This window comes from Aerococcus mictus (assembly GCF_003286595.3).
Taxonomy (GTDB): Bacteria; Bacillota; Bacilli; order Lactobacillales; family Aerococcaceae; genus Aerococcus; species Aerococcus mictus.
In genome coordinates, this window is the sequence record NZ_CP132985.1 from 840,013 (window position 1) to 866,156 (window position 26,144).

Here is a 26,144-nt window from a genome sequence, read left to right on the forward strand (position 1 = left end):
TATTTCCGTCTATTTTTAAATTTAACTTCTATTTGTCCTAAAAGGTGTTTTCATGCAGAGAAAAATAGCGGAATTTTGTTCCCTGATATCCTTTCAAGACGATAAGTTTTCAACTAGAGCTTGTCGTCTTTTTGTTTTGACTAGTAATGTGTTATATGGTATAGTATCAATATACGGATTAGAGCTAATGTTTAGCGATAGTCTAAGGATGCTGCAGTGCTTCCTCCATTTTATGGTCTAATGTGATTGTGTTTGGCAAAAATGAAAATGTCCATCACAATATTACCTCCTATATAGGAGGTTTTTTTATTTACGTTTACCAAATCTATGACAATAAATAGTGTTATGAGATTGAAATTTTAACTTAGTAAAGAAAAAACATTGTAATACTTATTTTTGGATTAAATTTATAATTGTTTTTTTACTCAGTATAACCGAATAATTAGTAAGTAAAGTTGTAAAATGTTGGATGGAAATAGTGTCTTTTGTCCCCATTATTAGTTTTTTTAAGCTATATATTATATAACATGGTCTGTTTGTTAGAGTGCTTGTGTTTGGAGTATGTCCTAACATAGTCCCTATCTTTTTATTTTAAAATTTTATAAACTCGATTGAAAATTAGAAAAAAGGATTGTATCATACTATATGCAGAGATAGGTCTCTTCTGTATTTATAGTGGATGTATATTGTCCGAATACATTCTCTCCCATCCCCTGTTTATCAGGGGTTTTCAGCGTATAAAATATACATAAGCATACCGTTTCATATAATAGCTATTTGCAAAACTATTGGCATAGCGCTATTAGTTACATATATGGTGATTTGTATAAAGTTGTTCCATATTTAATGGCTTTTCGTAGATTTTATTTTTTTACAGTTAATGAGAAGAACATCTCGCTAAATTATTCTTTAAAAAGTGCTATTATTTTTTGTTGATAATATTTCTTTTTATCAGTATCATAAACTGTTAGAGGATACTATGCCATTATTTATATGAATAATAGTGGAACAAGAGGTTCCTCATATCCTCTTTTTTCAGAGCTGATAGAATAGTCACATTCCTTCGTTTAGAAAAGACATAGAATAAAAACTTAATAAGGAACCTCTTACTGGCTGCAGAAATGGTATATGTTATTTCTGCAGCCTTTTATCTTGATATTATTTTAGTTATTCTATGATATACTTAAGAGAGGTTAAGTATACACTCTAAAGTAATCTGTGAGTATTTTTTCATATTTTTACTAGTAAGTAGCGATGATAAGAGTGCTATACTTCCCTAAATCCTTTCGGGCGACTATCTTAACGGTAGTCGCTTTGTTTTATTATGTCTATCAAATAGTGCTGTAGTGAATTGTTATAGTTAGTATTATATTTCAAAGAGACATGGCATTTCATTCCATAGTATTTGGTCCTATTGAGAATCGAAAGTACTATTAACATTAATATTATAGAATCTGTTATGGTTGATAAAAGCTTATTTTTGTTATAGACTTTATATAGTGTTAAATGTCCTCTCCACTTACCTTTCTTAAGACATATGGAACTTAGAGGGGATATTTCTTCCCGTAAATTGTTATGTTGAATAAATTTTCTTACCCATTTCAATTTATTTAGCGATTCCTCATTAAAGTTAAAACGGGAAGATAAGTAAGACTGTAGAAGTAGTTAGATAAGATTAGCCACTTCTACAGTTTTATTATTTTAAGTTTGAGTGTAATATAGTTATATAGTAAATATTAGAGTATAACTATCTTATATTAAAGGTTTTATACATCTCAAAATAGAAGAATGCTATTATAATATTCAGTTAACGTTGTCGACACTATTTTATTGCGTCATGTTATTTATTTGCAATTTTTATATTTTCCCACTAAGATAGTCAATAAGAAGGATATATGTTCTGTTTTCCTTTCCCAAAAATAGTCAGCCTTTTTTCATACTAGTCGAAACGAAAACTGGATATAGCTTCCTATATATCCTTCAAAAATTCAATGTCAGATTAGTTATTATCTGTACAGCTAACATTCTCCTTGCTGAGATTTTAATTTTTAGGGAAGCTAATTAAGTTGTAGAAGTACGCTTTCAGCTACTTCTGCATCTTTTTCTATTTTTATAAGCTTATCGCCGGATAGCTATTTTACCGCACTTAGGCCATAGTGTGTGGTGAGATAGCTATTTTTATTTAGAAAGGAGATATAATGATGCAAGTCGTAGTTGTTACTTTAATAGCTGGATTGTCTGATGGACTGAATCCAATTGCTCTCATTCAGCAGTTCATTCTACAGTCAAAAACTAAATCTAAACATAGTATCCTATATTATATTTTTGGGATTGGGATTACTAATTTTATTTTCGGTTGTCTGTATTATTTTGGGTTAGCACAAATAATAGCCGATATTGGCCTGACGTTACATCAAAAGTTTCCTTTATTTCTACCGATCATACTGCTATTTTTAGGCTTTTACTTAATGCGCAAGGCGTACCAAATGTATTTTAAGACGAATAAAAAAGAAAAAATTTCAAATGAATCTATTAGTAAAACTGAAGGGGGAAAGTTAAATCCAATTCAATTGTTTCTGACAGGAGTTATATCCTGCTTAGCTGAATTAACCTCAGCGGCTCCCTATATTGCGTATTTAACCTACTTAATTTTTATTGATATTAATCCCGCTTTTGCTTTTTTATTAATACTTTTTTATAATTTATTTTTATTTAACTGGCCTTTATTTTTAATGTATTTTGCTTCAGTATTTTTTCATTCTTCTTTGCTTAGAATTTATAACAAGATTTCAGGTGTATTGGATTTCTTTATTAATAAGATTTTACCAATCTTGCTAGTAATCATTGGCATTTTTCTAATTGTTTTAGCTCTAAGAATCTATGGTTTGAAAGATTTTCTTTTTTTCTAGTATATTAATAAGGATCTAGCTTATTGTCCATCGGTCTAACCTGTGACACAGTTTATAGTGCTATCTTAATTTATTTTTATGAAAGTTAAAATATTGTATATGTACTCATTTTTACGATACGAGATAGATGCATGTTATAATGAATTTAAAGAGATAGTAAAAGAGGGAGGAGTTTCAAATGGATAGAAATAATTTATATAATTTTAAAGAAGCAGTAGAGCAAGCTGAAAGCATCGTCTTTTTTGGAGGGGCAGGGGTATCAACGGAATCTGGGATTCCTGACTTTCGTTCTTCACAAGGTGTCTTTAATCAAGATACTGGCACGCAGTATGCTCCAGAAACAATCATTTCCCATTCATTTGCAAAGAAGCATCCAGTACTTTTTTTCAATTTTCACTTTGATAAGCTAGTTTTTCCTGATGTGGAGCCTAACCTAGCTCATACTTTCTTAGTAGAGTTGGAAAACAGTGGAAAAGAAGTAACTGTAGTAACGCAAAATATTGACGATCTTCATCAAAAGGCAGGATCCAGTCGGGTTCTTGAACTACATGGAACTGTATCCGATAATTATTGCTTGAATTGTGGCCGGCACTATGATCTTGAAACGACAATGAGTCTTAGAGATGGGCAAGGCATACCTCGTTGCACTCATGATGGCGGAATCGTTCGTCCAGCGGTAGTAATGTATGAAGAAGCCCTCGATGAAGAAGTCCTTCTAGATACAGTTGAAGCAATTAGTTATGCAGATTTAATGATTGTTGCAGGGACCTCCTTAGTAGTATATCCAGCTGCAAGTTTAGTTCAATATTTTAGAGGAACGAATTTAGTAGCGATTAATAAAACGCCAATATCTGTTCGGCAAGATGCGCTGATTTTTGAAGATTCAGTTGCAAATGTTTTTGGAGAACTACAATCTTTATTATAAAGAATTAAGTTGGATAAAGCTTAATTGGTGTTAATATATAAAGAATGCTTAATAGAACTTTTATATTAGAATTTATGTCTTGTGTAGTGATTATTTATACAAATATTGAAGATTAATTATCATATTCTATAAAATTATTTTAAAGTATAAAAAATAAGCTGTGAACCCATCATATATACACTAAAATTTAAAACCTCTTTTAATAATAAAGATTTGTTTATATCTAAGGTAAATTTATAATGTTTTTATACAGTGGCATAAATATCTTTTTTGTGCAACACGCGGTTTTTACTTGATATTAAGATAAGTTATCGGTATTATATTAAAAAGGAAGGGCATGCTGATCTACCATTTCTATTAAATTTAGTATCATCTATAATATGACCCAATAAAAGTTTGTCCTTCGGACGGCTACTTAATTAAGTAGCCGCTTTTTTATTTTTAATCAAAAGCTTTTTGTGGTAACAGTTAAAACGTAATTATTATGTAGTATTGTAATTTCACTTCAAGTCTCAATATTCTGATTAAATTATTGATTAAACTTATATTATTTTCTGAAACAAATTTTTGTAGTTAAAAGGCTACTTTTTAAAATAAGTTATTATTTAATTTGATTAATTTATGCTATGATATGTATGCAAAGTGTATTTACTTTGTTACTTTATGGGCAGAAGTGCGCTGCTAACCCAACAGATGTGTACATGTCTGAATGTTGCTCACAAATCGCACTAGAAGAGGGGATAACCCCTCTTTTTTTGTTGTAACAGCTTGATTAATTTGTCTTTTATTCGCATAAATGTAGTCTTATATTAAGTACTAAAGGTAAATCGGAAAAAAGCGATAAAAAAGAGGCTGGGACAAAAGCCTCGAAATAAAAAGGGTTAAGAAGTTAGTTTTCACTAATTTCTTAACCCTTTTACTTAAAATTAGGTATTAAAAAAGCACCCTGTTATAATATTAGTAACCACACTAAAGATTAAGAGGTGCTTCTTATGTACATACAATATAACATGAATCAAACAGCACTTCCACTAGAATTATCTGCATGTATCGTTCCAGATCATATTGTATTTTCAATCTATAATTTTATTGAATCTTTGGATGAAAAATGCTTTGAAAGCTTCAGTACGCAGGACGGTCATCCTGCCTATCATCCAAAGCCTTTAATCATGGCGCTTCTATATGCTTATAGTAAAGGCGTATTTAGCGGAAGAAAAATAGAGGAACTGATGGTTGAAAATTTACCAATGCAGTGGTTAGTCGCTCAACAAATTATTAGCTATCGAACGATTAATCGCTTCCGTTCTTCAGAAAATTGCAGATGTTTTTTAGAAAATTTATTCGTTGAGTTTACCACTCAGTTAAAGTTAGAGAAATTAATTCATTTAGAAAATTGCTTTATAGACGGAACTAAAATTGAGGCGAATGCCAATAAATATTCTTTTGTTTGGAAAAAGGCAACTGAAAAATATGCAGAACGATTAAAAACGACTTCACGTGAATACTACTTTAATGAAATTCAACCGATGGTTGATGCTGGCATCCAATATGATGAAAATTTAGATCTAGAAGAAACGATGCTTCAAGAGATATCTAAAGTTCTTAGGGAAGAATCGATATACTCACTGAAGACATTGAGGAATCTCCTGTAAAAGGGCCAGATCAACGTAAACAAGAACGTCGTCGTTTGAAAAAAACATTACCGTAAAGTGAGTCAAGATTTTCTCCCCCGCAAACAAAGGTATGCCAAACAGTTTGAAACGTTTAACGGAAGAAATAGCTATTCAAAAACAGATCCTGATGCGACGTTCATGCGAATGAAAGATGATCATATGATGCATGGGTAATTGAAAGCTGGATACAATATCCAAGTAGCGACTGAAAACCAATTTGTCCTTCATTATGATATTTTTCACAATCCGACGGATACGCAGACTTTACAACCCTTTGTTGAAAGTTTTCCTAATCCACCGAAATGCATTGTAGCTGATGCTGGTTATGGTAGCGAAGAAAACCTTACTTATTTAGATAACCACAAAATTAACCATTTGATTAAATATAATCGGTTTGATAAAGAACAGAAAAAGAAACATAAAAAATCAGCTAAAAATATGGATAATTGGAGTTACGATAAGCAAAGTAATACTTTTACACATCCTGACGGCACGGTTTATTTCTTTAGTCATCTCCAAAAACGAAAAAATAAAATGAGTGGTTATATTTCTGAAGTTCAGGTTTATAAGCCTTTGGATACAGAAAATGCGCCGCAAAAGGCGCTTTACTATAATAAAAACTATCAGGAATTAAAAAATATAGAAACCCAGAAGCTTTTATCTGAAGAAGGGTCTAAGCTCTTTTCCAAACGGAAAATTGACGTTGAACCAGTTTTTGGTCAGATAAAAGCTATTTTAGGGTTTACTCGATTTAACCTCAGAGGAAAAACAAGGGTTAAAACTGATGTTGGATTGGCCTTTATGGCCAATAATTTGAAAAAATATAGCAAAATAAAAGCAATAAAATAAGAGGATCTACAAATCACGATTAAGTAATTTATAGATCCTCTTTTAGTTTTAGAGTTCGCAGACTTTTGTCCCAGACTCTTAATATATAAACTCTAATTAGTAGGGACATTAAACTAATGTACTTGTGGACTATTTTTATTTTCTTCGCTTTATGTTATAAAAAAATTATGTAAAAGAATCTATCATATTAGTTATTTAATATAAATTAATTCTAAAGGTATTTAGAGACAATATAATCTGTTTGTCGATCTGCACCAACATAGAAATCATGCTGTCCGATCCTTTTAAATCCCATTTTCGAATAGAAATTTAGAGCAGGCTGATTATGTTCCCACACTCCTAGCCATATACAATCCCTGTTTAGATATTTTGTCAAGTCATGAATAAATTTCATCATTTTCCTGCCGTAACCATGTCTTTTAAAGCCTTTACGAATATAGAAACGTTCAATCTCAAGGCAATTGTCGCCTATGTGCTCTGTCTGACTATTTCCAATGTTAATTTTAAAATAACCTATAATTTCTTCCTCCTCTTTAAGTAAGTAGAAATTAACATCGGGGGTTTCTAGTTCTTTTTGTAATTTATCAATATTATATGCTTTTTCTAGATAGTTTTGTAAATCTTCTTCACTGCTAGCATAGCCAAAAGTATCGGAAAAAGTTTCTATACTAACTTCCTTTAATTGTTTTAAATCAGTTTGTAGGCAAGGTACGATTTCAGCCATAGCGATCTTATCCTTTCTATATTTCACATTATTCTATAATAATATATAAAATTTTACAAAAAATATATACTTATTAGTTTGTGTAATAGATTTTACCGTGTTATATTATCTAACAAAAAATAACACTTATAAGTTGTGTTTTTTAGTATGTTCTCTCTTATTGACTTTATAAAATAATTATCATAGAAAAAGCACCTATAAATAGGTGCTTAACATGCTGGCTATATCATAATCTTTATATCGTAGAATCATAGAAAAATCATAGATTTTCTAACGAAAACTAGCGTTTATTGGCAATTATTAGAAATTTTAAAACCTCTCAAACGCTGATTTAACAGGCTTTAGCAATTCGTAGGATGTGTTAGAAAATCTCCAACGGAGAAGGTGGGATTCGAACCCACGTGCCGGTTTCCCGACAACTTGATTTCGAGTCAAGCGCGTTACGGCCTCTTCGCTACTTCTCCCGGCTAAACTAAGTTAGCAACAAAGTATATCTTATAACGTTTTGTCCGATTTTGCAAATAAATTTTCACCAGACACGGACATCTCCCGATAAGGCTTCATATTTTCTATAAAGGTAAAGGTGTTGAAATCGTAAACAAAGTGAAAGATTTCGCAGTTGCCAATACCTGAGGCTGGCTTAGGAAGGAAATCTTTTACAAATTGGTAGATAACAGCCCCATGAGCGACCGCTAAGACTTGCTGGCTATCCTCTTTTGTCATGATGGCTTGGAGGCTATGGTTAATGCGTTGACAGACTTCGCTAGCTCTTTCACCACCATATTGACAATAGTAATCATCCGTTTTAGGTGCTGAGAGAGGTTTAGGCATGAGGTCGCGAGATTGCCCTTCTAGTGAACCAAAGCCCCATTCCTTTAAGCCGGTGACTGTTTCTGTGGGCATGGGATTAGGAATAGCGTGTTTTAGAGTCGTAATCGCCCGATCAAGTGGTGAGCTGTAGCCATGGGTAAAAGTGATTTCCCGTTCCCTTAGCATATCTCTAGCCAGCTCGGCTTGTCGGATACCTTTTTCAGTTAAAGGGGAATCACACCAGCCCTGTACGCGGTTCTCCAAATTAAATTCCGTTTCGCCGTGGCGCATGAGATATAAGTGCTTTAACATGATTAATTCCTTTCCTTTTTTAGCTTTTATTCTATCACGAATTATTAAAGCTGTGAATTTCACCCTTTGCTTTTCTGTGTTAGAATGGATAAGATTGTAAAAAGTTAAGATTAAAGGATGTAAACAATGGCGAAGAAAAAAACACCAATGATGGAGCAATACTATCAGATCAAAGATCAATATCCCGATGCCTTTTTATTTTTTAGGTTGGGTGATTTTTATGAAATGTTTGATGATGACGCCAAAAAAGCGGCGCAGATATTAGAAATTACCTTAACGAGCCGAAATCGGAATGCGGATGACCCCATTCCTATGTGCGGTGTTCCCTATCATTCAGCGGACGAATATGTGAAAACCCTAGTCAATCAAGGTTATAAGGTAGCCATCGCTGAACAAATGGAAGATCCTAAGCAAGCCAAGGGTATGGTAGACCGCCAGGTGATCAAGGTGATTACCCCGGGGACTTATTACAATTCTAGCGATAAGGAAAATGTCTTTATTTGTGCGATTATACATCAAGAAGCCGCCTATGCTTTAGCTTATACTGATATTTCAACAGGCGAGCTGAAAGTGACCCATATGAATTCATTTGAAATGCTGTTAACAGAATTTTCACAAATTCAAGCCAAGGAAGTCGTCTTTTATCATGAACTGAACGAAGATGACTTGGCCCAACTCGAGCAGCTCTTTCCTTTTACCACTTCCTATATTAATCAGAAAACCCTCGATCAGTTGCCGGAAACTGCCTTTGAAAAAATTACTCAAAATATTAAGCATCGTATTGAGCTTAAGGCTCTGCGCGTTTTGATGGCCTATGTTTATAGTACCCAGTTTCGTATGGTTAACCACTGGCGCCAAGCGGAGTCCTATGAGTTAGATTATTACTTGCATATGGACTATTTTGCTAAACGCAATTTAGAATTAACCGAATCGATTCGAACTCAGAAACGTTCAGGAAGTTTACTGCATTTTCTCGATGAGACTAAAACCGCCATGGGCGGACGTTTGCTAAGACAGTGGCTGGATCGTCCCCTAATTATCCGAGCAACGATTGAAGAGCGCTTAGACCAAGTAGAATCCTTGATCGACGCCTTCTTTGAACGGCGCAATATCCAAGAAAATCTCTCTGGGGTCTACGACTTGGAGCGTTTAGTGGCTAAGATCTCGATGGGGCAGGTCAATGCCCGCGAGCTCCTGCAATTGATGAATTCCTTGAAAAAGGTTCCCCAAGTCTCTGAAAATTTACAAGCTATCCAAGATAATCCAAGTGATAGACAAGAAACCGGTGTTTGGACCAAGCTCCTTGACAGCCTGGCAGCCCTACCAGAAGTGGTTGAAACTATCGAAAGCGCTATTGATCCGGAAGCTAATATATCGATTACTGAAGGTGGCATTATTAGGGATGGCTTTAGTGACCAGCTGGATGACTATCGTCAGGCGATTCGCCACGGATCAGAATGGATTGCTAACCTGCAAGCCAAGGAGCGTGAAGCGACCGGGATTAAATCTTTAAAAATTGGCTATAATAAGGTCTTTGGTTATTATATCGAGGTAACCAAGGCCAACCTCCATCTTTTACCAGAAGGTCGTTATGAGAGAAAGCAAACCCTAACTAATGCTGAGCGTTTTATTACTCCAGAACTAAAGGAAATGGAATATCGGATCTTGGAAGCTCAGGAAAAATCAGTTGACCTGGAATATGAGCTTTTCCTTGGGGTGAGAGAAAAGGTAAAAGTCTACCAAAAAGACCTACAAGCCATCGCCCAGGCTATTGCCCAGGTGGACGTGATTCAGTCCCTAGCGGAAATTAGCGAACAAAATCAGTATGTACGTCCTCATTTTAGTGGAGAAGACCGGGCCTTATTGATTAAAGATTCCCGCCACCCAGTGGTTGAAGAAACTTTAGGCCGAGATGATTTTGTCCCGAATGACATCATCATGGATAAGGACACTTCCATTCTATTAATTACCGGACCTAATATGTCAGGGAAATCCACTTACATGCGCCAGCTGGGCCTCACCGTGATCATGGCCCAAATGGGAAGTTTTGTACCCGCTAATCAAGCGACCCTGCCTATTTTTGACCAGATCTTTACCAGGATTGGGGCAACCGATGACTTGCAAGCGGGGCAAAGTACCTTTATGGTCGAAATGATGGAAGCTAACCAAGCTATTCAACATGCGACTGACCGGTCCTTGTTACTCTTTGATGAAATTGGACGGGGAACTTCGACTTATGATGGCATTGCCTTAGCCCAAGCTATTTTAGAGTATTTACACGACCATCTTAAGGCGAAGGTGCTCTTTTCAACCCATTACCATGAACTGACTGATTTGGATAATCATTTACCGGCCCTTAAGAATATTCATGTCGGCGCCATTGAAAAAGATGGTGAGGTGGTCTTTCTTCATAAGGTTTATGATGGCCCGGCAGATAAGAGTTATGGGATTCATGTTGCTAAGCTGGCTGGCTTACCTAAGAGCTTATTAGCCAATGCAGCTAATATTTTATCTGACTTGGAGAGTGAAGCCGCTAAAGGGGCAGAGCCTAAGCAGCTTAATCTCTTCACTGACCAAGAAAATTTCAATCAAAAAACAGCGAGTGAAGACTATGTCTTAGACCAGTTAGATGCTGTCGATATTAATCATTTGTCACCCATTGAAGCCTTAGAATTATTGAACCAATTACAAAGGAAACTAAGCGAGGAGGATTAGGATGATCCACGAACTTCCTGAACAAGTTGCTAATCAGATTGCCGCTGGGGAAGTGGTCGAACGGCCGGCTTCCGTGGTAAAAGAACTCTTAGAAAATGCGATTGATGCCCAGGCAACCTGTATCGATATCCAAGTCGAAGATGCTGGTTTGAAGAGCATCCAAGTCATTGATAATGGTTTAGGAATGAGTGGGGAAGATGTGAAGTTGGCCTTTAAACGCCATGCTACCAGTAAAATCTACCATTCACGAGACCTCTTTCGGATCAAAACCTTGGGCTTTCGTGGTGAAGCCTTGCCCTCGATCGCCTCAGTTGCTGAAGTCTCGCTGGAAACCAGTGATGGAAAAGAGGGCTCCTCTATCAGCTTAATTGGGGGCGATGAAATAGAATATCGTCCTTCGCATTTACGGCAAGGAACAACCATCCGAGTAGAAAATTTATTCTACAATACCCCAGCCCGCTTAAAGCACATTAAGCAATTAAGCACCGAACTTTCTCATATTACGGATGTCGTGAACCGTTTAGCCATGGCCCACCCTGATATCCGGTTTACTTATACTCATGATGGCAGAGAGCTACTAAGGACCAATGGCAAGGGCCGCCTCCAAGAAGTTATCGCTGCAGTTTACGGTTTTAAACAGGCTCAAGACATGTTAGCGATTGAGAATGAGGACCATGATTTTCAACTCAGCGGTTATATTTCTAAACCAGAACTTACCCGGGCCTCACGCAATTATATGTCCCTATTTGTTAACGGCCGCTATATCAAAAACTATGTCCTCAGTCAGGCAATTATCAAGGGTTACGCTTCTAAGCTCATGATCGGCCGTTACCCCATAGCTGTCCTTAATATTTCTACTGATGCCCAATTACTTGATGTTAATGTCCATCCAACCAAACAAGAGATTCGCATTAGTAAGGAAGAAGAACTTTACGACCTCATCCAAAGCAGTGTTCAGGAAAGACTATCTCCCCTAAGAAGGATCCCCGATGTAGGCAAGAAAGAGATTACTGAGACAGCTAACCACCTAGCCAGCATTGACCTAAAAAGTCAAGAAGATAGCCAGCAACTGCGTTTTGATTTTAAAAATCAAGTAGAGCCAGCTGAGAATGAAGCTTTCCTAGTTAAGGAAACAGACCATGTCAAAGACTGGCAAGCGGAATCCCAGACAGCTTATCAAGGGGAGGGGGCTCATAAAGAAAGTTTCCCACCAAGCACAAGCACACCTAGTGATCTTAAGCTAGCTAGCCCTAATCATGAAGAGGGGCAAGTCCTAGGTCAGAGGAATCCAAGCTTCCCTCAACTGGACTATGTGGGCCAATTACAGGCTTCTTATTTGGTCTGTTCCGATGAAACCGGGATGTATTTAGTTGACCAGCATGCGGCTCAAGAACGGATTAAATATGAATACTTCCGCGAAGCCATCGGTGATATGGATACAGCTAGCCAGGAATTACTGGTTCCTTTAGTTTTAGACTATCCCTCATCAGAAAGTCATGATGTCAGGCAAGTCTTAGACCGGATACGGGCTATGGGGATTGGCATTGAAGAATTTGGCCCCAATCAATTTTTAGTCAACTACCATCCCGCTTGGATGGGGAGTGACCAGGTCCAAGAACACATTGATTCCATGATCCAACTAGCCATTGAAAATAAAGATTTTTCGGTCAATACCTACCGGGAAAAAACCGCTATTATGATGTCTTGCCGGCTTTCGATAAAAGCTAACCATTATTTAGATGATCGTCAGGCCCGGCAATTGTTAGATGACCTGACTTACTGTGAGAACCCTTATAATTGCCCCCACGGACGTCCCGTTTTAATCCATTATTCTAATTATGAAATCGAACGCAGCTTCAAACGGATCCAAGATGCTCATGAAAGTCCTAAGAATCAATAATATAGGGATTATCCGCTAGTTATGATAAAATAAAGCAAATTAAAGAAAGAGGAGAGACTGCTATGAATCAAGAAGAAAAAACCGCTCGTTTAAAAGAACTTAGTGACTTAGCTTATGAAGTGACTCAAAATCAAGCCACTGAACGTCCTTTTTCAGGTGACTATGATGAATTTTTTGAAAAGGGAATTTACGTAGATATTGTAGATGGAAAACCCTTATTCTCTTCCAGTAAAAAATACAATTCCGGTTGTGGTTGGCCGGCTTTTACCCAACCTATTGAAGAGGATGTTGTTAACGAGCACCAAGATACTTCACATGGCATGGTTCGTACTGAAGTACGAAGTCAAGCAGCAGACTCTCATTTGGGGCATGTCTTTACTGATGGTCCAAGTGAAGCAGGGGGGTTAAGATATTGTATTAATTCTGCTGCTTTAAAATTTATTCCCTATGAAGAAATGGACCAAGCTGGCTATAGTGACTACAAAAAATATGTGGAGTAATGAGGTTGACTGATGTACCAATATATCAAGGGATTACTTGTTGATTTAACTAGTGAAGCGGTAGTCCTTGAAACGGCGGGACTTGCCTATTATATTTATTTTCCAAATCCTTATCGCTTAAGTGATCAAAAAGGCCAACAGGTGCAAGTTTGGCTCTACCAAGCGGTTAGCCAGGATGCCATACGCCTGTATGGCTTTTTTGATCAGGCCGAGAAACAACTCTTTTTACAATTAATAAGTGTTTCGGGAATCGGGCCTAAGAGTGCTTTATCAATTTTAGCTTATGGTGACCAAGCCGGATTTATTGCAGCGATTGAATCGGAAAATGTTAAATTCTTAACCAAGTTTCCCGGCGTTGGTAAAAAAACTGCCCAACAGATCATCTTAGACTTACAAAGTAAGCTCAGCCGCCTTAAATCCGAAGCGCTTCCAGCTGACCAAGAAGTCATTTCTGATCAATCAGAGTCAAATCAGATGATGATTGAATTAGAAGCAGCCCTAAACAGTCTAGGTTACGCTAAGCGGGAGATTGATCAAGTGATCAAAAAAGGCGATTTTTCAGAGGTCGATAATACTGCAGATGCTATCCGAGTCGCCTTAAGATACATAACCTTAAAATAAGGAGTGAGGAGTTATAAGTATGTCTAGTGAAAAAAGGCTTCAAAGCGGTGAAGAATTTTTTGAAGAAGAAGACATGGAGGCTAGCTTAAGACCGCAACTTCTCAAAGACTACATTGGTCAAGAAGAAACCAAGCACGAACTATCGGTTTATATCCATGCTGCTAGACAGCGAACGGAATCCTTAGACCATGTCTTGTTATACGGCCCACCGGGATTAGGAAAAACCACCTTAGCCAATGTCATTAGTAATGAAATGCAGGTCAATATGCAGACCAGTAGCGGCCCAGCCATTGAAAAAACGGGTGATCTTTTAATTCTACTCAACGAACTGGCCCCTGGAGATGTCTTATTTATCGATGAAATCCACCGCCTGCCCCGCAATGTCGAAGAAATGCTCTACAGTGCCATGGAGGACTTTCGTGTTGATATTATTGTTGGCCAAGAGAGTTCAGCCCACGCGGTTCAATTTGATCTGCCTCCATTTACCTTGGTAGGAGCCACGACTAGGGCTGGGAGCTTATCTGCTCCTTTAAGGGACCGCTTCGGTATCATCCAGCATATGCGCTATTATAAGGTGGATGAATTACAAGAAATCGTTAAGCGGAGTAGCCAAATCTTTGAGGTAACCATCGAAGAAGAAGCAAGTTATGAAATTGCCTTACGGTCGCGTGGAACCCCTCGGATTGCCAACCGCTTATTGAAGCGAGTCAGAGACTTTGCTCAAATATATAATACCAATGCAATTATTGATTTAGCAATCACTGAAAGAGCCCTAAGTATTTTAAAAATTGATAAGGCTGGTTTAGATGATCTTGACCGACGCATCTTAGAGACTATTATTTTCTATTATCAAGGTGGCCCGGTAGGCTTATCCACTATTGCGGCTAATTTATCAGAAGAAAAAGAAACCATTGAAGATATGTATGAACCTTATTTAATTCAAATGGGCTTTTTACAACGCACCCCTAGAGGGCGTATGGCCACGGCTAAGGCCTACCAACATTTAGGAATTGATAAAGAGGAGAACGAGGATGACCTTAAAAACGACAGATTATGATTATGATTTACCAGAAGAACTCATTGCCCAAAGTCCCACTAAGGATCGCTTAAACTGTCGACTTTTATGTTTGAATGCTAGAGATGGCCACTACCAGGATAAGATGTTTTCAGCTATTGAAGAGGAGTTTGAAGCAGGGGATGTCTTAGTCTTAAATAATACTCGGGTCTTACCGGCCCGTCTTTACGGCGAAAAAGAAGCGACAGGTGGCCACGTTGAAGTATTACTCTTAAACAATGTGGAAGGCGACCTTTGGGAGACACTGGTTAAACCAGGACGACGCTTGAAAGCCGGCGCAAGGCTTAGCTTTGGCGATGGTCGCTTGAAAGCTGAAATCAAAGAAACACTTGACTATGGTGGTGGTCGCCTGCTGGAATTTTATTATGATGGGATTTTCTTAGAGATTTTAGAGAGTCTAGGAGAGATGCCTCTGCCACCTTACATTAAGAACAAATTAACTGATCCAGACCGCTATCAAACAGTTTATGCTAAAGTAAATGGCTCGGCAGCAGCCCCGACAGCGGGTTTACACTTTACTGAGGACTATCTAAAGAGCCTACAGGAAAAAGGAGTTAAGATTGCTTATCTGACCCTCCATGTCGGTTTGGGAACTTTTCGACCAGTGAATGAAGAAGATCTGAGTGACCACCAAATGCATTCAGAATTTTATCGCTTAGATCCAGAAAATGCTGAAATAATTAGTCAAGCCCAAGCAAATGGCCACCATGTCATTGCTTGCGGGACAACCTGTATTCGTACTTTAGAGACTATTGGTCAAAAATTTGATGGCCAAGTGAAAGCAGATTCTGGCTGGACTGATATTTTCATTTATCCAGGTTTTAAGTTTACTGTGGTCGACCATTTCATTACCAACTTCCATTTACCTAAATCAACCCTAGTGATGTTGGTGGCTGCTTTTGCCGGAAGAGACCATGTGCTTAACGCCTATCGTCATGCGGTCGAGGAGAAGTATCAATTCTTTTCTTTTGGGGATGCCATGTTTGTCCGCGGCCCGCAATACACAGAAAAATAAGTGTCTTTACCATCAGTAAGCGGTGACTATATGTAAATAAGCTGGCTAAACTGATGGTTTTTATCATGTTAAAAGGAGTTGGTCTATCGTGTTTACACCCTTAAATGTGAATACATCCTATACGCTTTTAAAGAGTCCCATGCCGGTAAAGGATTATGTCGAAGCGGCCAAAGCCTTAGACTATCAAAACTTAGCGATAAGTGATGTCAATGTGATGTATGGGGTAATTGATTTTTATAATTATTGCAAGCATTATGACATCAATCCCTTAATTGGAATGACCGTTTCAATTCAACGTCCTGACCAGCGTGACCAAGAGGAGTGGCTGATTTATGCTAAAAATGATCAAGGCTACCGCTCTCTTATGCGCTTAAGTTCCTTAATTAAAAGCCAAGAGCCCATTGATTATCAGGCGGTTAGAGACTTTATCTTTAACAACCACCGCAATTGGATCACTATTTTAGAAGCTAATAATGGCCCACATATGCGTTTTCTCAAGCAACAGCGTGAAGAAGAGGCCGCTGCCTTCTTAGATAAATTACGGGAAATCTTCAAGGCTTCTGACTTATATATGGGGGTTGATGAATCTTATCTCTACCATCAAGAAGCCTTGGAAGACTTGGCTAAGAAAAGTCAGATTCCCTTGATCGCCCAGTCAAAGTTGGCTTATTTGTCAAAAAATGATGTCTTTACCCAGGAAGTATTAGCTGCTATTGAAGTCAATCAGCCCCTAGATAATTATCGAGAAAAAGCAGGGGCAGAAGGGCAGTTTTTTCTAAGGAGTCTAGCGTCTTATCAAGAATCCTACCAAAACAAGGGACTAGCTAAGGCTTTTGACCAAGTGTCAGAGGCTTTTGATGGGGTTCATTTAGACATTCAGTTTGACCAAGCGCTTTTGCCCAAGTATCCCATTGAATCAGGGCAAAGTAGTAAGGAATTTCTCAAAGATTTAGCCTATCAAGGTCTGTCTAAGCGGGTGGGTAATAAGCAAAGCTACCGAGAGCGCTTGGATTACGAACTTTCCATTATTGATCAAATGGGCTTCAATGATTATTTTCTCATTGTTTGGGACGTGATGGATTATGCTCATAAGAAGCATATTATGACCGGACCAGGTCGAGGATCTGCTGCGGGTTCCTTGGTAGCTTATTGTCTTTTTATTACCGATGTAGACCCTATAAGAAATCATTTACTTTTTGAGCGTTTTCTTAATCCTGAACGCCAGTCGATGCCGGATATTGATTTGGACTTTCCTGATGATAAGCGCCAGGATATTTTGAATTATGTCTATCACAAATATGGTAGTGACCACGTGGCTCAAATTTCTACCTTTGGCACCTTTGCTGCCCGGAAGGCCATCAGGGACGTCGGTAATGCTTTTAATAAGAGTCAAGCGACCATGAGCCGTTGGGCCAATACCATTAGCTCGCAAAATCAGACTCTTGAAGAAGCTTATCAAAGTTCCAGCCAACTCCAACAATATATAGCAGCAGAGGAGGATGGCCAGCTCTGGTTTCAGACCGCTAAAAAGATTGAAGGCTTGCCTCGCCACGTCTCTACCCATGCGGCAGGGGTTATTCTCAGTGACCAAGATTTGACCGATTTTATCCCCTTACAGGCTGCCCTTAACCATTCCATTCACCAGTCCCAATACACCATGCATGAAATTGAGCGGATTGGTTTATTAAAAATTGACTTTTTGAGTTTAAGTAACTTAACGATTTTAGCCAATAGTGTCAGAGCAGCAGAAAAAATCAGCAAAAGTCGCTTACGTCCTATAGACTTTCCTCGTAATGATCAATTGGTCTATCGTGTCTTTAGTCAAGCCAATACCTTGGGTGTCTTTCAATTTGAATCTAATGGGATTCGCCGTGTCTTGAGGCGAGTGAAGCCAAGTTCAATGGCGGACCTTGCGGCAGTAAATGCTCTCTACCGGCCAGGGCCCATGCAACAAATTAATCACTTTGTCAATCGTAAACATGGTAAGGAGCCGATTACTTACCCCCATCCGGACTTAGAAGGTATCTTGAAGGAAACTTATGGCATTATTGTCTACCAGGAACAAGTCATGCAAGTTGCCCAAAAAATTGCTGGATTTTCTTTGGGAGAAGCTGATATCTTACGACGGACGATCAGTAAGAAAGATAAGGCAACCATGGACCGCTTACAGGCGAAATTTATTCGCCAAGCTGTTGCTAAGGGCTACAGCCAAAGCGTTGCCCAAAAAATTTATGCCTACATTGAAGCTTTTGCTGATTATGGCTTTAACAAGTCACATGCTTATGCTTATTCCTATTTAGCTTATGAGATGGCCTGGCTAAAGGTTCACTATCCGGCCGCCTTTTACTATGGAAATCTCTTGCAACATAAGATTTATGAGACTAAGGGTCAGCAATTAACTTATGAGGCTAGTCTTTGCCAAGTTAAGCTCCAACTCCCCGATGTCAACCGGTCATATACAACCATGCAGGTAGTTGATGACCAGCATATTTTACTCGGTCTTACTGATATTCGTGGCTTGATGCGAAACTTTACCACAGCCATTGTCCAGGAACGGCTCAATGGGGGGCAGTATCGGTCATTGGGAGACTTTATTCAACGCCTGCCAAAAAACTATTTAAAGGCTGACAATCTGGAAAAATTGGCGCTTGCGGGAGCTTTGGACAGCTTTGGATATAATCGCCGCACCTTAATAGAAGAGGCTTTGCCAAAGTTACTAGAAGCGGTGAACTTATTTGGCGGAAGCAACAACCAGCAACTTTCCTTGTTCAATCAGGAGAATCGCGAGCTTTATGCTCCTGAAATTAAGCAATTGAATGAGTATGATGATCGTCTTCTTTTGGAGGGGGAGCAAGAAACCCTGGGTCAGTCCATTAGCGTCGAATTATATAGTGACTATCGTCCTTACTACCAAAATGGTCAAATTCAACCCATCAATAAGTTAAGCGATAAAAGTCAGGTGACGATTATTGGAGAAATTGTCAAGGTGAAAAGAATTCAAACGAAAAAGAACCAGCCCATGGCTTTCTTAACTTTGCGTGATGAGCATAGTGAAGTTGAGGTGATTGCTTTTCCTAAAGCTTATATTGATTTTGCTGCCTACATAAGGGAAGGCCAGCAAGTCCTTGTCCAAGGCAAGACTCAGACCAGGAAACAAGGCTTGCAAGTGGTTTTAGACCAGTGTCAACCCTTAAATCATCAGTTGCTCACTGAATTGGAAAGGAAACGGCTGAACTCGATTCAAACAATAAACATTCGCGTGGCAAGTAGCCAGGTGGCTAGTGAGAAAAAAGCAGACCTCCTTGCTCTTATCAACAAGTATCACGGCAGGGTTAAATTAACTTTCACCATGGCCAAAGAACAGAAAAAATATCAATTGGGTGAGCGCTTTGCTGTTCAAGCCCGCCCCGAAGTCATTCAAGAATTAAGAAAAATTTACGGCTCTGAGAATGTTCTTTATTAATGAAATCGTTTTAATAGGAAAACCCTTAGTAATCAGCTTAGAAACATGATATTATATGACGTGAAGGGAAAAGAAAGGATAAGATTTATATGGCAAAAAAAATTGCGGTCTTAACAAGCGGTGGCGATGCTCCTGGCATGAATGCTGCGATCCGCGCAATCGTACGTAAGATCATTTTTGATGGTAACGAAGCTTATGGGGTACGTTATGGATTCCGTGGCTTAGCAGATGGAGATATTTTCCAAATGACTGCTGCTGATGTTTCCACCCTATCTTCGCGTGGCGGAACGATTCTGTTTACAGCCCGCTACCCTGAATTTGCAGAGGAAGAAGGCCAACTCAAAGCCATAGAACAATTAAAACGTCATGAAATTGACGGCTTGGTTGTCATTGGCGGAGACGGGTCCTATCAAGGGGCTTTGGCCTTGTCACGACGTGGCTTCCCAACGGTTGGTATTCCTGGAACAATCGATAATGATATTCCTGGTACTGACTTTACCATCGGTTTTGATACGGCATGCAACACTGCCCTAGAAGCTTTGGATAAGTTAAGAGATACCGCCAAAAGCCACATGCGGACTTTTGTGGTTGAAGTAATGGGGCGGCATGCCGGAGATATCGCCTTATGGTCTGGCATTGGATGTGGTGCTGACCAAGTGATTATTCCAGAAATTAATTTTGATATCCAAGAGGTCGTTGACCAAATTAATCAAGGACGTGAAAAGGGTAAGAAGCATACCCTCATTGTTTTAGCTGAAGGCGTTATGCCAGGCTATAAATTTGCTGATTTACTGGATGAATATGGAAATTACCACATTCGGACTACCGTATTAGGACACGTTCAACGTGGAGGATCACCAAGCGCTAAAGACCGTATGTTAGCAACTTCTTTAGGACATGCAGCTGTTGAAGCTTTAGCTAACGGTCAATCTGGAGTATGTATGGGGATTGTAGATAATAAAATTGTCTATACCGACATTGAAAATGCCCTAGAGAAAAAAGACGACCGTCAAAAACGTAATACGCTCAATAAATATCTCTATGATCTTAACCAAGAAACCTCAGTTTGGTCTTAAAAATAAAAGGAGAAAATGAAATGCCATTTGATATGAAATTATTAAAGAAAACCAAAGTTGTATGTACGATTGGACCTGCTTCAGAAGATCCAGAAACCCTAGTCGAACTGGCTAAAGCAGGTATGGACGTTGCCCGGATGAACTTTTCTCACGGTGACCACGATGAACACTTAGCCCGCATCAAAGCGATTCGCCAAGTGGAACGTGAAGCTGGAAAACGGATTGCAGTTATGCTAGATACCAAGGGTCCTGAAATTCGTACCCATAACATGAAGGACCATGCTCCGGTTTTCTTAGAAAAGGGTAAAACCGTTAAAATTTCTATGACTGAAGTTGAAGGAACCCAAGACATGATTTCAGTCACTTACCCTCAATTAATTAATGATGTTCATGTTGATTCTCATATTCTCATTGATGATGGTTTAGTCGATTTACGTGTTACTGACATTGACTTTGATAAGGGAATTGTTACCACTGTTGTGGAAAATAGTGGTTTAATCAAAGACAAGAAGGGGGTTAATATTCCTGGCGTTTCCGTATCCCTACCTGGTATCACTGAAAAAGATGAAGCCGACATTCGTTTTGGCCTAGAAAATGGAATTGACATTATCGCTGCTTCCTTTGTTCGTAAGCCAGAAGATGTTTTAGAGATTCGCGAAATTTTAGAAGAAACCGGGAACGAAACAGTTCAAATTATCCCTAAAATTGAAACCCAAGAAGGGGTAGATAATATTGACGGGATTTTGCAAGTTTCTGATGGTTTAATGGTTGCCCGTGGTGACCTAGGGGTAGAAATTCCAACTGAAATGGTGCCAGTTGTTCAAAAAGAATTAATCCGTAAGTGTAATGCGGCTGGTAAACCAGTTATTACTGCTACCCAAATGTTAGATTCTATGCAACGTAACCCACGTCCAACCCGGGCTGAAGCTTCTGACGTTGCTAATGCCATTCTAGACGGTACCGATGCGATTATGTTATCCGGTGAAACAGCTGCTGGTGACTACCCACTTGAAGCCGTTAAGACCATGACCCGTATCGCTATGACTACTGAACGTGAAAGCGAATTACGTGGTCAAGCCCAACAAGCCCTTAAAGAATATCAAAACAGTGATGTTTCTGAAGCCATTGCTCAATCTGTTGCCCATACAGCTCGCAATTTGAATATTCAAACCATCGTTGCTGCAACAAATTCAGGTCATACTGCTCGTTTAATTTCTAAGTACCGTCCTAATGCCATGATCTTAGCGCTTACCTTCTCTGAAAGTCGTGCGCATAAGTTATTACTTAGCCGTGGTGTGGTTCCAATGGTCATTGAAAAACCAGCATCTACCGATGAAATGACCTTACTTGCCACCCAAATTGCTAAAGAAGAAGACTACGCTAAAGATGGCGACCTTATCCTTATTACAGCTGGTGTACCGGTTGGGGAAACAGGGACCACCAACTTGATGAAGATTCAAATGATCGGTGAACGTTTGATTGAAGCTCAAGGGCTAGGAAATCAATCAGTCATTGGACACGTGGTTAAAGCTCAAAGCCCAGAAGAAGCCATTGAAAAAGCTAACCATGATAACATCTTAGTGGTTTCTACAACTGATGAACGCTATAATGAAGCCATTAAGAAGGCAGGGGCTGTTATTGTAGAAAATGCCACCCTAACTAGCCATGCTGCTGTAATGAGTGTCAATACCGGAACACCGGTCATCGTTAATGCTAAAGATGCGACGAACATTCTTGAAGAAGGCCAATTGATTACCTTGGATGCACGTCGCGGTATGGTTTATGATGGTGCCACAACGACTATCTAAGCCTGAACGAGACGAAGTCAGTGCCTATTATAAGGTACTGGCTTTTTTATTTTTCCTCATAGGCCTTCTGGCAATCCATTTGGGGAGGGCCGCGTCTATGCTATACTTAAAGAAATCGATATGAAGGAGACCAGTAAATGAAAGAACTAGCTAGTGTAGTCTCTGCTAGAGTGAGTGACTATAATGCAAAGAATTATTATGTCCAGTTCGAGGGGAAGACCTTTGAATTAAACCCCAGTGATAAGATAAAATCGCTGAATATTGGACAAGAAATCCCAGTGTTTATCTATACTAATCAAAAAAACCAAGCCAAAGCGACTCTAGATTTTCCCAAGAGTCGACAAAATACCTATGGCTGGGCTGAGGTCACCCAAGTTCGCCATGATCTAGGTGTCTTTTTAGATATTGGCCTTCCAGATAAGGATATGGTCTTGTCTATGGATGAGTTACCTAGTGAAACAGGGCTTTGGCCTAAAAAGGGCGATAAGCTTTATGTGAAATTATCCGTAGATCGTAAGGACCGGCAATGGGCTAATCTTGCCGATTCTGTGGTTGTCCAGTCTTTAACCAGTAAAGTTAAGGGAAATGAAAAGCGTTGGATTAATCAAGTCAAAAAAGCCCGGGTCTACCAGTGTAAATTGAATGGGAGCCACTTAATCACAGAGGATTACTACTTGGCTTTTATCCACCCCAGTGAATGGGAAGTAGAGCCTCGCCTAGGAGAAGAGGTGGAAGCTCGGGTTATTGGTATCGGACAAAATGGGAATCTGAACTTATCCCTAAAGCCACGTGCTTTCGAAGTTATCAATGATGATGCCGAAATGATTTATCAAGTCTTAAAACGGACTCCTGAGGGCTTTTTGCCTTATAACGACAAGAGTGACCCCGATGCGATTCGATCAGCCTTTAATATTTCCAAGGCTCAATTTAAACGTGCCTTGGGCCACCTGATGAAAACTCAGCGAATTGAACAAAATGAAGATGGGATAACTTTAAAGGATAAGTGATTTTTTGACTATCAATGATTTGATTGAGGATTTTTTAATTGCTTTACGGGTAGAACAAGGCCTTTCGGAAAATACCATTAAAACTTACCATAATGTTTTAAATCAATTTCAAATGATTTTGTCTGAAGCGGGGATAGAGGATATTCAAGCCGTCAAACGCCAGGATATTATCCAACAGCTGGAAAAGTTAAACCAAAAGGGTCGGGCAGTCTCAACCATGAGTCAATATTTATCGACCCTACGTCACTTCTTTAAATATTTGATTTTAGACTCAGTGATTGAAGAGAACCCAGTGGAAAATATCTCCTTGCCTAAGAAGAAGCAGCAGCTCCCTCAAGTGCTAAGTGTTGAAGAAGTTGATCGTTTGTTAGAAATGCCGGACGTCAATTCGACTCTTGGCTTGCGTGATCGTAGTTTATTAGAGTTACTTTACGCGAGTGGGCTGCGGGTAAGCGAATTGGTCCATTTAAAAATCAGTGATTTTCACGAAGATCTCGGCTTTCTCCAAACGGTTGGTAAGGGCAACAAGGAGCGCATCATTCCTCTTGGAGAAGTGGCCAAAGATTGGCTACAGACTTATCTCAAAGAGAGCCGCCTCAAACTCTTGGGAGAAAATGATCAATCTCAAGGGATGATTTATTTGAACCATCACGGACGTCCCCTTAGTCGGCAAGGGGTTTGGAAGAAGCTCAAGCAATATATCCAAGCTGCTGGGATAAGAAAAGAAGTCAGCCCCCATACCTTGCGGCACTCATTTGCAACCCACTTATTGGAAAATGGGGCAGACTTAAGAGTGGTTCAAGAACTCCTGGGTCACGCTGACATTTCTACCACGCAAATTTATACCCACATCCATTCGCAACATATGCGCGAAATTTATAAAAAAACTTTTCCGAGAGCATAGAAAAAGAGGTTGGAAGTTATGTTCCAACCTCTTTCTGTAGTGATGACTCTTTTAAGATGTCTTCGCTAAGTATCCGAAACAGACCTTATCAGCATTTATTTATCCTCTTAGATTGATATTATTTTTCAATAGACAGGCCGTCATTCAATTCGATTTGAATGTGAGCTGCTTGAGGAGCGGTATTCTTAATGGTTACAGTTTGACTTTCACCTTGTTTGAGCCGGTCAGTCTTCCATGTATCAGAAGCTAACTCTTTTTGGTCAGCATCGACAAATTTAAAGGTTATCCCCAAATTCACCAAGTCAGCTTTGGCATGGTTAGTTAATGTCCCCGTCATGACAATGCTTTGGTCAGTACTTGCCGCTTGGTCAACAGTGAACTGTAAATTATTTAAATCCTCTTCAAGTTGAGAATAGGTTGCTTTACGGAAGTCAAGATTTTCTTTAGCATCTTCAAGGGCTTTGGAATTTTTATCTGCGTCAATTTCTTCCAAAGCTTCTGCTTGAATGATAAAGCGTGAATCTTGGGATAAGTCTTTCAGGATATCAATTCGCTTCCGGTAATGATCATTAAAAGCAGTCTGACTATCGATGGTAGCCGGCTCTTGGTTCAAAGCATCCACACAAGCTTTTAATTCATTTAAGTAGTTCTGCACCTTATTTTCTAAATCTTTATCTTTAAAGCTTTGGTCTTGATACTTTTTCATTTGCTCCCACTCAGTATTGAAGGAATTGATGAGGGCTTGACTACCTGCATTGTCACTATTTTTATCTACTTGGCTAGCTGCTTCCTGTTTCTTTTGCCAGGTGGTAAAGAGATCACTAAAAAATAGGTCATCGGTTTTGTTTTGCGAAGAGCAAGCACTTAGAAAGAATAAGGTCGCACAGAGGCAGGCCAAGGCAATGATTTTCTTGAATGGCTTCATTAAATAGGTCCTTTCTACATTTAAGTTGATATTATTATATCATTACTTTAATAGGCATAGAAAAGAATTGAAAGGAAAAGCCATTCGAAGATCATGCTAAACTTTGATACAATAGAACTATAGGAGGGCTGGTAATGAATAAGATCGAAACTTTAAAAAATATGATTTATGAAAGTGATCGGATCGTCTTCTTTGGAGGAGCAGGAGTATCCACAGCAAGTGGCATTCCTGATTTTCGTTCTGCGGATGGTTTATTTATGCAAGATTCTGGATATCAGGTCAGTGCAGAAGAAATTATTTCACATTCTTTCTTTGAGAAATACCCCCAAATATTTTTTGACTATTACTTTGATCATTTAGTTTATCCAGATGCTAAACCCAATGCCTGTCACCGCTATTTAGCTGATTTAGAAGCTAAGGGGAAAGAAGTTGCCATTGTCACTCAAAATATCGACGGTCTTCACCAAGAGGCGGGAAGTCAAAAAGTCTATGAATTACATGGCAATGTCTGGGATAATTACTGTCTAAAATGTAAACGACACTATCGGACAGAAGACTTAGAAAAAGATGAGCAAGGGATCCCACGATGCAGCTTTGACCAGGCCATCGTACGTCCTAATGTCGTTCTTTACGAAGAGGCACTCGATCAAAAAGAGATATTAGGGGCGGTTAGAGCCATTGAGCAAGCGGACTTGATGATCGTTGCTGGGACTTCTTTAAGAGTCTATCCTGCCGCTGGTTTAATTGATTATTTTAATGGCTCTTATTTAGCAGTCATTAATAAAACAAAGATTCAAGTGGATAGAAAAGATACGTTGGTCTTTGAGGATTCCTTAACTAATGTCTTTAAGGCTTTAGATATTTAGGAATGTGATTTCAAAAAGTTTTCTATTTTTATGGTATTGGATATTTGCTTAGAAAAGTGAGTGTTTT

The 26,144-nt window shown here is 38.8% G+C and carries 17 protein-coding genes, 1 tRNA gene and 1 pseudogene; 15 read left to right on the forward strand and 4 right to left on the reverse strand.

Annotation, left to right across the window (positions count from 1 at the left end; all coding sequences use genetic code 11):
• The first annotated feature begins 2,201 nt into the window (after window positions 1-2,201).
• The 3 genes and pseudogenes from DBT49_RS03860 to DBT49_RS09795 all read left to right on the forward strand — a co-directional run bounded on the left by DBT49_RS03860 (window position 2,202) and on the right by DBT49_RS09795 (window position 6,356).
• Window positions 2,202-2,909 carry a hypothetical protein gene (locus DBT49_RS03860; RefSeq protein ID WP_083300447.1) on the forward strand — a complete coding sequence of 236 codons (708 nt, stop codon included), beginning with the start codon at window positions 2,202-2,204 and terminating at the stop codon, window positions 2,907-2,909.
• A gap of 178 nt (window positions 2,910-3,087) precedes the next feature.
• Window positions 3,088-3,834, forward strand: coding sequence for an NAD-dependent protein deacylase (locus tag DBT49_RS03865; protein ID WP_070559103.1), 747 nt, complete (start codon window positions 3,088-3,090; stop codon window positions 3,832-3,834).
• A 992-nt stretch (window positions 3,835-4,826) separates the two neighbouring features.
• Window positions 4,827-6,356: pseudogene (locus DBT49_RS09795) on the forward strand (IS1182 family transposase).
• A gap of 211 nt (window positions 6,357-6,567) precedes the next feature.
• On the opposite strand, the gene DBT49_RS03880 reads toward DBT49_RS09795, so the two are convergent.
• The 3 genes from DBT49_RS03880 to DBT49_RS03890 all read right to left on the reverse strand — a co-directional run bounded on the left by DBT49_RS03880 (window position 6,568) and on the right by DBT49_RS03890 (window position 8,202).
• Window positions 6,568-7,080 (reverse strand): GNAT family N-acetyltransferase, encoded by a 513-nt coding sequence (locus DBT49_RS03880; protein ID WP_070559101.1) that lies wholly within the window; start codon window positions 7,078-7,080, stop codon window positions 6,568-6,570.
• 376 nt (window positions 7,081-7,456) lie between these two features.
• Window positions 7,457-7,544 (reverse strand) — tRNA-Ser (locus DBT49_RS03885).
• Between the two features lie 31 nt (window positions 7,545-7,575).
• Window positions 7,576-8,202 (reverse strand): histidine phosphatase family protein, encoded by a 627-nt coding sequence (locus DBT49_RS03890; RefSeq protein ID WP_111821196.1) that lies wholly within the window; start codon window positions 8,200-8,202, stop codon window positions 7,576-7,578.
• A 126-nt stretch (window positions 8,203-8,328) separates the two neighbouring features.
• On the opposite strand from DBT49_RS03890, the gene mutS reads away from it, so the two are divergent.
• From mutS to xerD, 11 genes are all read left to right on the forward strand, one after another.
• Window positions 8,329-10,917 carry a DNA mismatch repair protein MutS gene (mutS, locus tag DBT49_RS03895; protein WP_111872450.1) on the forward strand — a complete coding sequence of 863 codons (2,589 nt, stop codon included), beginning with the start codon at window positions 8,329-8,331 and terminating at the stop codon, window positions 10,915-10,917.
• On the forward strand, window positions 10,913-12,817 hold the full coding sequence (gene mutL / locus DBT49_RS03900; protein WP_111821194.1) for a DNA mismatch repair endonuclease MutL: 1,905 nt from the start codon (window positions 10,913-10,915) through the stop codon (window positions 12,815-12,817). The genes mutS and mutL overlap by 5 nt, the downstream gene beginning before the upstream one ends.
• A gap of 62 nt (window positions 12,818-12,879) precedes the next feature.
• Window positions 12,880-13,317 (forward strand): peptide-methionine (R)-S-oxide reductase MsrB, encoded by a 438-nt coding sequence (gene msrB, locus DBT49_RS03905; RefSeq protein WP_013668696.1) that lies wholly within the window; start codon window positions 12,880-12,882, stop codon window positions 13,315-13,317.
• 12 nt (window positions 13,318-13,329) lie between these two features.
• The gene (gene ruvA, locus DBT49_RS03910; protein WP_111821193.1) at window positions 13,330-13,938 is read left to right on the forward strand and encodes a Holliday junction branch migration protein RuvA; all 609 of its coding nucleotides are present in this window, start codon (window positions 13,330-13,332) and stop codon (window positions 13,936-13,938) included.
• A gap of 19 nt (window positions 13,939-13,957) precedes the next feature.
• Window positions 13,958-14,995, forward strand: a complete 1,038-nt coding sequence (ruvB, locus tag DBT49_RS03915) for a Holliday junction branch migration DNA helicase RuvB (protein ID WP_111821192.1) — start codon at window positions 13,958-13,960, stop codon at window positions 14,993-14,995.
• Window positions 14,970-16,028 carry a tRNA preQ1(34) S-adenosylmethionine ribosyltransferase-isomerase QueA gene (gene queA, locus DBT49_RS03920; protein WP_111821191.1) on the forward strand — a complete coding sequence of 353 codons (1,059 nt, stop codon included), beginning with the start codon at window positions 14,970-14,972 and terminating at the stop codon, window positions 16,026-16,028. The genes ruvB and queA overlap by 26 nt, the downstream gene beginning before the upstream one ends.
• Before the next feature lie 88 nt (window positions 16,029-16,116).
• The gene (locus DBT49_RS03925) at window positions 16,117-19,491 is read left to right on the forward strand and encodes a DNA polymerase III subunit alpha (protein ID WP_111821190.1); all 3,375 of its coding nucleotides are present in this window, start codon (window positions 16,117-16,119) and stop codon (window positions 19,489-19,491) included.
• 89 nt (window positions 19,492-19,580) lie between these two features.
• Window positions 19,581-20,567: a 6-phosphofructokinase gene (gene pfkA / locus DBT49_RS03930; RefSeq protein ID WP_111872449.1), complete on the forward strand. Its 987-nt coding sequence runs from the start codon at window positions 19,581-19,583 to the stop codon at window positions 20,565-20,567.
• A gap of 20 nt (window positions 20,568-20,587) precedes the next feature.
• Entirely contained in the window at window positions 20,588-22,375 is a 1,788-nt protein-coding gene (gene pyk, locus DBT49_RS03935) for a pyruvate kinase (RefSeq protein WP_013668589.1), read from the forward strand.
• 137 nt (window positions 22,376-22,512) lie between these two features.
• Complete coding sequence (locus DBT49_RS03940) at window positions 22,513-23,382, forward strand: CvfB family protein (RefSeq protein WP_111821188.1); 870 nt, start codon at window positions 22,513-22,515, stop codon at window positions 23,380-23,382.
• Between the two features lie 10 nt (window positions 23,383-23,392).
• Window positions 23,393-24,286 carry a site-specific tyrosine recombinase XerD gene (gene xerD / locus DBT49_RS03945; RefSeq protein WP_111821694.1) on the forward strand — a complete coding sequence of 298 codons (894 nt, stop codon included), beginning with the start codon at window positions 23,393-23,395 and terminating at the stop codon, window positions 24,284-24,286.
• A gap of 118 nt (window positions 24,287-24,404) precedes the next feature.
• Here xerD and DBT49_RS03950 read toward each other — a convergent pair whose 3' ends face one another.
• Window positions 24,405-25,211, reverse strand: coding sequence for an FxLYD domain-containing protein (locus DBT49_RS03950; RefSeq protein WP_111821187.1), 807 nt, complete (start codon window positions 25,209-25,211; stop codon window positions 24,405-24,407).
• A 134-nt stretch (window positions 25,212-25,345) separates the two neighbouring features.
• On the opposite strand from DBT49_RS03950, the gene DBT49_RS03955 reads away from it, so the two are divergent.
• A complete protein-coding gene (locus DBT49_RS03955) occupies window positions 25,346-26,077 on the forward strand; it encodes an NAD-dependent protein deacylase (protein WP_064293257.1) in 732 nt (243 codons plus the stop codon).
• The last annotated feature ends 67 nt before the right edge of the window (window positions 26,078-26,144 follow it).